General features: G+C 71.9%; 9 protein-coding genes. 6 read left to right on the plus strand and 3 right to left on the minus strand.

The window, feature by feature from the left end:
* The first annotated feature begins 59 nt into the window (after positions 1 to 59).
* Positions 60 to 809, plus strand: coding sequence for a dienelactone hydrolase family protein (locus EBN03_RS32365; RefSeq protein ID WP_122191977.1), 750 nt, complete (start codon positions 60 to 62; stop codon positions 807 to 809).
* Between the two features lie 86 nt (positions 810 to 895).
* Here EBN03_RS32365 and EBN03_RS32370 read toward each other — a convergent pair whose 3' ends face one another.
* Positions 896 to 1,228, minus strand: a complete 333-nt coding sequence (locus EBN03_RS32370; protein WP_122191978.1) for a hypothetical protein — start codon at positions 1,226 to 1,228, stop codon at positions 896 to 898.
* 58 nt (positions 1,229 to 1,286) lie between these two features.
* A complete protein-coding gene (locus EBN03_RS32375; protein ID WP_122191979.1) occupies positions 1,287 to 1,898 on the minus strand; it encodes a class I SAM-dependent methyltransferase in 612 nt (203 codons plus the stop codon).
* A 209-nt stretch (positions 1,899 to 2,107) separates the two neighbouring features.
* Between EBN03_RS32375 and EBN03_RS32380 the strand changes: the two genes are divergently transcribed.
* The 4 genes from EBN03_RS32380 (at position 2,108) to EBN03_RS32395 (ending at position 5,558) form a co-directional block, all read left to right on the plus strand.
* Positions 2,108 to 2,518, plus strand: coding sequence for a flavodoxin family protein (locus EBN03_RS32380; protein WP_122191994.1), 411 nt, complete (start codon positions 2,108 to 2,110; stop codon positions 2,516 to 2,518).
* Between the two features lie 100 nt (positions 2,519 to 2,618).
* On the plus strand, positions 2,619 to 3,284 hold the full coding sequence (locus tag EBN03_RS32385; protein WP_267899325.1) for a response regulator transcription factor: 666 nt from the start codon (positions 2,619 to 2,621) through the stop codon (positions 3,282 to 3,284).
* Complete coding sequence (locus tag EBN03_RS32390; protein ID WP_122191980.1) at positions 3,281 to 4,531, plus strand: sensor histidine kinase; 1,251 nt, start codon at positions 3,281 to 3,283, stop codon at positions 4,529 to 4,531. The genes EBN03_RS32385 and EBN03_RS32390 overlap by 4 nt, the downstream gene beginning before the upstream one ends.
* Complete coding sequence (locus tag EBN03_RS32395; RefSeq protein ID WP_122191981.1) at positions 4,518 to 5,558, plus strand: hypothetical protein; 1,041 nt, start codon at positions 4,518 to 4,520, stop codon at positions 5,556 to 5,558. Before EBN03_RS32390 ends, EBN03_RS32395 begins: the two co-directional genes overlap by 14 nt.
* Before the next feature lie 4 nt (positions 5,559 to 5,562).
* Here the strand turns inward: EBN03_RS32395 and EBN03_RS32400 are convergent, their stop codons facing one another.
* A complete protein-coding gene (locus EBN03_RS32400) occupies positions 5,563 to 6,009 on the minus strand; it encodes a hypothetical protein (RefSeq protein ID WP_122191982.1) in 447 nt (148 codons plus the stop codon).
* Positions 6,010 to 6,066: 57 nt separating this feature from the next.
* Here EBN03_RS32400 and dapA point away from each other — a divergent pair, with 57 nt between their 5' ends.
* A complete protein-coding gene (dapA, locus tag EBN03_RS32405; protein WP_122191983.1) occupies positions 6,067 to 6,975 on the plus strand; it encodes a 4-hydroxy-tetrahydrodipicolinate synthase in 909 nt (302 codons plus the stop codon).
* Positions 6,976 to 7,216 lie beyond the last annotated feature (241 nt).

The raw sequence follows: 7,216 nt of genomic DNA on the forward strand, positions 1-7,216 counted from the left end.
GACCGATCAACGGTCGCCGGGAGTGCCTCTACACCAAGGCTTTCCCGAAAGGCACCACCATGAATCTCACCGCGGCAACAACTCACGACGGTGTCGTCGAGCGTGCATTCACGCTCGGCGACGTCACCGGCGTGCTCTGGTCACCCGAAACCCCTACCGCTGACGCGCCTTTGATCCTGATGGGGCACACCGGCGGTCTGCACAAGAAGTCGCCCGGACTCGTCGCCCGGGCCCGGAACTTCGTCACCGGCTACGGATACACCGTCGCCGCGATCGACGCCCCCGGGCACGGTGACCGGCCCCGCGACGAACGCGATCAGCAGTGGGTCGCCGAGATGTCCGCCGCCCGCGCCGCCGGCGAATCGATGCGCCGCGTCATCACCGACTACAACGCCTCCCTGGCCGAGCGCGCGGTACCGGAATGGCAGGCGACCATCGACGCGCTGCAGGCGCTGCCCGAAGTCGGCGCCGGCCCGATCGGCTACGCCGGCACCACGCTCGGCACCGCGATCGGCCTGATGCTCACCGCGGTCGAATCCCGGATCCGGGTCGCGGAATTCGGGCCGGTGTTCGTGTACGAGGCGCTGCTGGAATCGGCCCGGAAGCTGACCATCCCGGTCCGCTTCCAGCTGGCCTGGGACGACCCGGAGATCGACCGCGAGCTGGGGCTGGAACTGTTCGGCGCGTGCGGGTCGGCGGACAAGGCGCTGCACGCTTTCCCAGGTGCGCACCAGCGGATCCCGCGGACCGAGATCGACATCTCGGCCCGCTTCTTCGCCCGGCATTTGCGTGGGGACGCGGCGGCGTGAGCCGGTGAGCGTGCGGCGGGCCGAGTCCGGATCCCGGACCGGCCTGCCGCCGTCTCGGCGGTGGTCGTAACCTCGGCCGCACGGCCCTATCGGCGCCGAGCCGGCGGGTTCGGGGATACCGCCGCTTCGGAACACCACTGCCGAACCGGCACCCGCCCACGATTGTTCGCGGTCGCCAGCACGAATTCGACCAGTGCGAGCCAGTTTCCGGTATTCGTCCGGGCCCACGCGTGCAGCAGTCCCGGCACGCGCCCCGACACGTTCAGTCCGCCTGACCGGATCCGCAACGGGATCCCGTCGCGGCGGAAGCTGCCGGTGCCGGACGGGATGGCCAGGGCGAGGTCGACCACGACCGGCGTGGGTGGCGAGACCTCGCGGCGCAGCGTCGGGGCAACCTCATCCGGCCAGTGTTCGAACATGTGTACGAATAGTACTCATCGGTCTGATCTGCGCCAGCCACACGCCGGAGGAACCGGGTCACGCCCGGGAGAACACCGCCACCAAGAAGTCGGATTCCGGGGTGAACGGGCGCAGATCCCAGGTCGACAGCAACACGTCCGCGCGCAGGCCCGCCGCCTCGGCATCGGCCAGGAAGTCGTCGAACTCGTAGCCCCGCCCGCTGCCGAAGCCGACCACCGCGCGGCCCTCCGGCGCGAGGTGCCGGGCGAAACCGGCCAGGACGTCGCGCCGCGTGGAGACGGCCACGAAGGCCATGACATTGCCCGCACACAGCACCACGTCGAACGGTGTATCCACACCGCGCGCGGGCAGATCCAGCGCGGCCAGGTCGCCGACCAGCCAGCGCGGGCCCGGGTAGTCGTGCTCGGCCGCCTCGATCAGCACCGGGTCCACGTCCACGCCCACCACCCGGTGCCCGGCCTGATGCAGGTATCCGCCCAGTCGCCCGGCGCCGCAGCCGGCGTCGAGGACCCGGGACCCCCGCTCGAGCATCGCGTCGACCAGCCGCGCCTCGCCGACGATGTCGTTCCCCTCGGCGGCGAGATTCCGGAACCGTTCCGCGTACCGCGTCGAATGTGTCGGATCGGCGGCAACGATCTCCTCCCACTGACTCGGTACCCGCGAACCCATCTGCGGCTCCTCACGATCTGTGGCCGACGAGTTCGGCCGGTGTCCGGTGTGTCGACATGCCCGGCAGGCGGGCACCCAGAATTCTGCGCGACCGCGGTTCCCGGCCGACAACCGGCCGCCCCGGCTCGTTCGATCGCTCCTGCCGCCCGGCCGGTTACGCTCGACCCGTGCCGACCCTGCTGCTCATCCACCACACCCCGTCCCCGTTCATGCAGGCCATGTTCGAGGCTGTGGTGTCCGGCGCGACCGATCCCGAGATCGAGGGTGTCGGGCTCGTGCGCCGCGCGGCGCTCGCCGTCTCCCCGTCCGATGTGCTCGCCGCCGACGGCTACCTGCTCGGCACCCCCGCCAACCTCGGCTATATGAGCGGCGCGCTCAAGCACGCGTTCGATGTGATCTATTACCCCTGCCTCGATTCGACCCGCGGCCGCCCGTTCGGCCTCTACTTGCACGGCAACGAGGGCACCGAGGGCGCGGAGAAGGGCGTCACCTCGATCACGACCGGTCTGGGGTGGACGAAGGCCGCGGAATACGTTGCGGTGTCGGGTAAACCGGCCAAGAGCGACCTCGAGGCCTGCTGGGAGCTGGGTGCCACGGTCGCGGCGCAGCTGATGGGGTAGTGATCAAACCGCGTACATCACCGGACTACTGCGGCATACTGGGCAATCGATCGACGGGCCGGGGGGTCCGAGAACGATCGGGTGGACGGAGATCGTAGTGGTGAGTGTGGCGACCCGGCAGCGGCGGATCGGGCTGGTGGAGGACCACGAATCGGTGGCCATGGGGCTCGCGGCGATGCTCGCCCCCGAACCGGATCTCGAGCTGGTGGTCACCGCGCCCACGGTGTCCGAGTTACTTACGGCCGCAACGGAATTGGATTTGGTTGTGCTGGATCTGCGGCTGGCCGACGGGTCCGATCCGGAACAGAACGTGCGCGCGTTGCGCGCCGCCGGTTGCGAGGTGCTCGTCTTCACCGGCGCCGATAACCCCTTCCTGGTCCGGGCGGCCGCCCGCGCGGGTGTGCTCGGCGTGGTGCGCAAATCCGCGGACGTCGGCACCGTGGTGGCGGGCGTGCGGGCCGCCGCACACGGCGGCCAGGTGGTCTCCGCCGACTGGGCCGCCGCGATCGACGGCGACCCCGACCTGCACGACGTAGGCCTGAGCCCGCGCCAGCAGGAAGTGCTCGCGCTGTACGCGTCGGGGGAGAAGGCCTCCCGGGTCGCGCGCACCACCGGACTGTCCGAACAGACCGTCAACGACTACCTCAGCCGGATCCGGCAGAAGTACGCCGACGCCGGCCGGCCCGCGCCGACCAAGACCGACCTGTACAAGCGGGCCGTCGAGGACGGCTGGTTGCCGATTCCGCGGCGGCCGCCGACGGCGTGACCACACTGCTCGACCGGCCCCGCGCCCGTTTCGGCGCGTGGACCGGCGGTCGGCGCGGCCGGACCGCGCCGACCGCCTACGAGCGGGTGCTGCGGCGGCTCGCGGCCGGTATCGGCGTCAGCGGAACCATCTGGGCGTTCGGCGAACTGCCGGAGATCGTGGTGCAGGGCCACGGGCAGCCCACCACCTGGTCGGTGTTGGCGGCCACCATGTCGAATGCCCTGTTCCCGGTGCTGGCCGTGACGTCGGTGCGCGCTCGGCCGGCGACGCTGCGTGCCCTCGCCGCGGCCGGCGCGCTGAGCTATCTCGCCGCGTACCTGACCCTGCCGCTGATGGTGCAGCCGCACACCATCGACACCGGATCGCTGTGGCTGTACCGCATGCTGCCGACGGCCACCCTGCTCGCCGGCCTCGCCTGGCGTCGCTCGCTCGCGCTCGGGTACGTCCTGGTCGGCTCGGCCGCCGAAGCCCAAGCCAGCGTGTACTGCGTCGATCCGCTCACGGTGTCGTCGTGGCTGGCGATCTTCGCCCGGTCGGCGGGCCTGTCGGTGCTGTTCCTGTGGTGTGCGAGTTCGGCGTTGCGGGCGGCCGGCCGGGTGGATCTCGAATCGCGCGCGGCCGGCCGGCGGGCGGCGGCCACGGCCGCCGCGACGGCCCGGGACCGCGAGCGGGCCCGGTTCGCGGCACTGATCCACGACGGCGTGCTGTTCACGCTCTTGGGCGCGGCGCGCGGGAGCCAGCTGTCGGGTGCACTGCAACGCCAAGCGGCCGCGACCCTGGCCGAACTGGACCGCTATCGCCACGGCGGCACGTCGACCGGGGAGATGGACGCGCGCACCGCGTTCGGATATCTGCGCGGTGCCGTCGAAGACATCGATCCCACGGTGGTGGTTCACACCGACAGCCGGCCGGATTCCGGCGGGCTGCAGATCCCGGTCCCGGTCGTGGTCACCGTCGCGGCCGCGCTGGCCGAGGCGACGCGCAACAGCGTGCGGCATGCCGCGGTTCCCGGCCGGACGGTTCGGCGGCAGCTACGAATCGTCGTCGGATCCGGCGGCATCCGCGTGGTGCTCACCGACGACGGGGCCGGATTCGATCCGGCGGCGGTGCCGGTCGACCGGCTCGGTATCGCCGCGAGCATCCTGGGCCGGATGCGGCAACTGTCCGGCGGCGCCGGATTCGTGGAATCCCGGCCGGGTGCGGGCACGACCGTGGCCCTGGCCTGGGGCGGCGATGGCACCGACTGACCGGCGGCCCGGCGCCGAGCCCGGAATCGGCCTGCGGGACCTGCTGGGCCTGCACGGTTTACGAGGATGGTTGTTCCTGTTCGTCCTGCAGCTGACGATCGTGGTCTATCTGCTGCCCGACCTGACCCGGGACGCGGCGCTGCCGGTGTTCGCCGGCCTGGGCCTGATCCTGGGGGCCGGTGCGCTGGCGCTGGTCGTGCCCACCGACCCGCTGCCGCTGCCGATCGCGGCGCTCGTCGGGGTGGCCGCGGTCGGGTCCGCCGCGCTCACGGCATCGGATCTGCACAGCACGCGGACCCATCACGTGATGTGGGGTGTGTTCGCCTCGGCGTATGTGCTTGCCGTACTGGTCATTCGGGATCGGATGATCACCGCGTTGCTGGCCGCCGCGGCGCTGCTGGCGCTGATCATCGGCGCGGGCGTGGAATTCGAGGTGCGGCCGGACGAGGTCCTGGCCGCGGCGTCGCCGATCACGGTGGTGGTCGCGGTGGCCGGGTTCGGGATCGTCATGCGGCCCACCCAGCAATCGTTGCGGCGCCTGCGGGAGGAGGCCACCGTCCGGGCCGCCGCGCAGGCGAGTCTCACTGCCGCGGAAGGGGAACGAACCCGGCAGCTGGCCCGGCTGGACCGGGCGGCCCGGCCGATCCTGGAATGGATCGCGGCCGGTGTCGATCCCACCGCGGCGCAACGCGAGGAATGCCGGCTGCTGGAAGCCGAACTGCGCGACGGACTTCGCGCGCCCTGGCTGGCGACCCCGGCGCTCGCCGCGGCCGCCCGCGGCGCGCGTGGTCGCGGTGTGGAGGTGGTGCTGCTCGACGACGGCGGATTCGGTCAGGTGCCGTCGTGGGTGCGCGATTCGGTGATCGGGACCGCGGTGGCGGAGCTGGATGCCGCCGCGACCGGTTCGATCACCGTGCGGGTGCTGCCGCCGGGGCGGCGCCTGCTGGCCACGATCCTGGCCGATTCGGGCGGGACGGACCGCCGGATCGAGATCGATACCTCGGGCCGGTGCACCGAGGTCGAATAGGGGTTCAGGCGTCGCAGCGGCCCGGGCCGCCGCGCCGCATCTGCTCGCGCAGCGCGCCCTGTACGGCGCCGGCCAGCCACGAGTTGAGCGACTGCCCGCTGGCGGCCGCGGCCTCCTCGGCGCGGGCCTTGATGTTCTCGACCAGGCGCAGGGTCACGCGGCTGATGTCGCCGGTCATCTCCTCGAAGGAGGGGTGCGGGTCGGCGGCCTGGGTGCGGCGGACGTCGATCTGGGCGTCGGTACCGTCGACGGAGACGTGCACGGTGCGGTCGCCCAGTTCGCGGGTGACCTCGGCGGCGAGTTCGGACAGGGCGGCGAGCAGGGTGAGCCGGCCGGCGTTCTCGGTGGCGGCGGCGAGCGCGGCCGCTGTGGCCTGGGTCTTCTCGTCGCCCAGGGCGGCGGCGGCGATCAGGTCGTCGCGGAGCCGGGCCGTGTACTGCGCTAGGTCCATGACGCCATTATGACGCCATAAGTGATGTCACACAATGACCGGGTAGCCTTTCCGACCATGACGAACGGTGAATCGACGCGATCGGAGCTGCACGCGTCCGGCACGGTCGGTGTCGCGATGGTGACTCCCTTTACTGCGGAGGGCAAGCTCGATGTCGACGCCGGCGTCGCCCTGGCTGCCCGCCTGGTCGACCGCGGCGTCGATCTCCTCGCCATCTCCGGCACCACCGGGGAGTCGCCGACCACCACCGAGTCGGAGAAGTTCGATCTGCTGCAGGCTGTGGTCCAGGCCGTCGGTGACCGCTGCACCGTCATCGCCGGCGCCGGCACCTACGACACCGCGCACAGCGTCGACCTCGCCCGCAGCGCCCAGCGCGCCGGCGCGCACGGCCTGCTCGTGGTCACCCCGTACTACTCCCGCCCCAGCCAGGACGGCCTGCTCGCCCACTTCACCGCGGTCGCCGACGCGACCGACCTGCCGGTCACCCTGTACGACATTCCGCCGCGCTCGGTCGTGCCGATCGCCACCGACACCATCCGCCGCCTCGCCGAGCACCCGCGCATCGTCGCGGTCAAGGACGCCAAGGGCGACCTCGGCGCGGGCGCCGAACTGATCGCCGAGACCGGCTTGGCCTTCTATTCCGGCGACGACGTGCTCAACCTGCCCTGGCTCTCGGTGGGTGCCACCGGATTCATCAGTGTCATCGGGCATCTCGTGCCCGATCGGCTGCGTGAGCTGATCGACGCCTACCGGGCCGGCGACGTGGTACGCGCCCGTGAGATCAATGTGGCCCTGCTGCCGCTGAACCGGGCCATGGCCCGCCTCGGCGGCGTGGCCATGAGCAAGGCGGGCCTGCGTCTGCTGGGCGTGGACGTCGGCGAACCGCGGCTGCCGCAGCTGATGCCGTCCGCGGCGCAGGTGGCCGAACTGGCCGCCGACCTGGAGCTCGCGGGGGTCACCGCATGACCGCGCCAGGGCCCGGAGGCGGCAACCTGCATAACCACGGAGGGCGCCGCGGACAGGCGCACGAGGTAACAGCATGAGCGAATCACGATCCGACAACCCAGCGGCCCCGGTCGTGCCGAACGGAGACAGCATGACCGATCCCACCGAACCCGCCGCGCGCCGCCCGCGCCGCCGCGCCGTGAGCCGCGCCGCCGGCGCCCCCAACCCGGCACCCGTGCTGGCTGCCCCGGCGCCCGCCGCT

It is taken from the genome of Nocardia stercoris (assembly GCF_003696265.1).
GTDB lineage: Bacteria > Actinomycetota > Actinomycetes > Mycobacteriales > Mycobacteriaceae > Nocardia > Nocardia stercoris.

Excerpts from the sequence above, each read along its gene's own strand:
- EBN03_RS32365 (WP_122191977.1), top strand. The coding sequence starts at position 60 with ATGAATCTCACCGCGGCAACAACTCACGACGGTGTCGTCGAGCGTGCA.
- EBN03_RS32370 (WP_122191978.1), bottom strand. The coding sequence starts at position 1,228 with ATGTTCGAACACTGGCCGGATGAGGTTGCCCCGACGCTGCGCCGCGAG.
- EBN03_RS32375 (WP_122191979.1), bottom strand. The coding sequence starts at position 1,898 with ATGGGTTCGCGGGTACCGAGTCAGTGGGAGGAGATCGTTGCCGCCGAT.
- EBN03_RS32380 (WP_122191994.1), top strand. The coding sequence starts at position 2,108 with ATGCAGGCCATGTTCGAGGCTGTGGTGTCCGGCGCGACCGATCCCGAG.
- EBN03_RS32395 (WP_122191981.1), top strand. The coding sequence starts at position 4,518 with ATGGCACCGACTGACCGGCGGCCCGGCGCCGAGCCCGGAATCGGCCTG.
- EBN03_RS32400 (WP_122191982.1), bottom strand. The coding sequence starts at position 6,009 with ATGGACCTAGCGCAGTACACGGCCCGGCTCCGCGACGACCTGATCGCC.
- dapA (WP_122191983.1), top strand. The coding sequence starts at position 6,067 with ATGACGAACGGTGAATCGACGCGATCGGAGCTGCACGCGTCCGGCACG.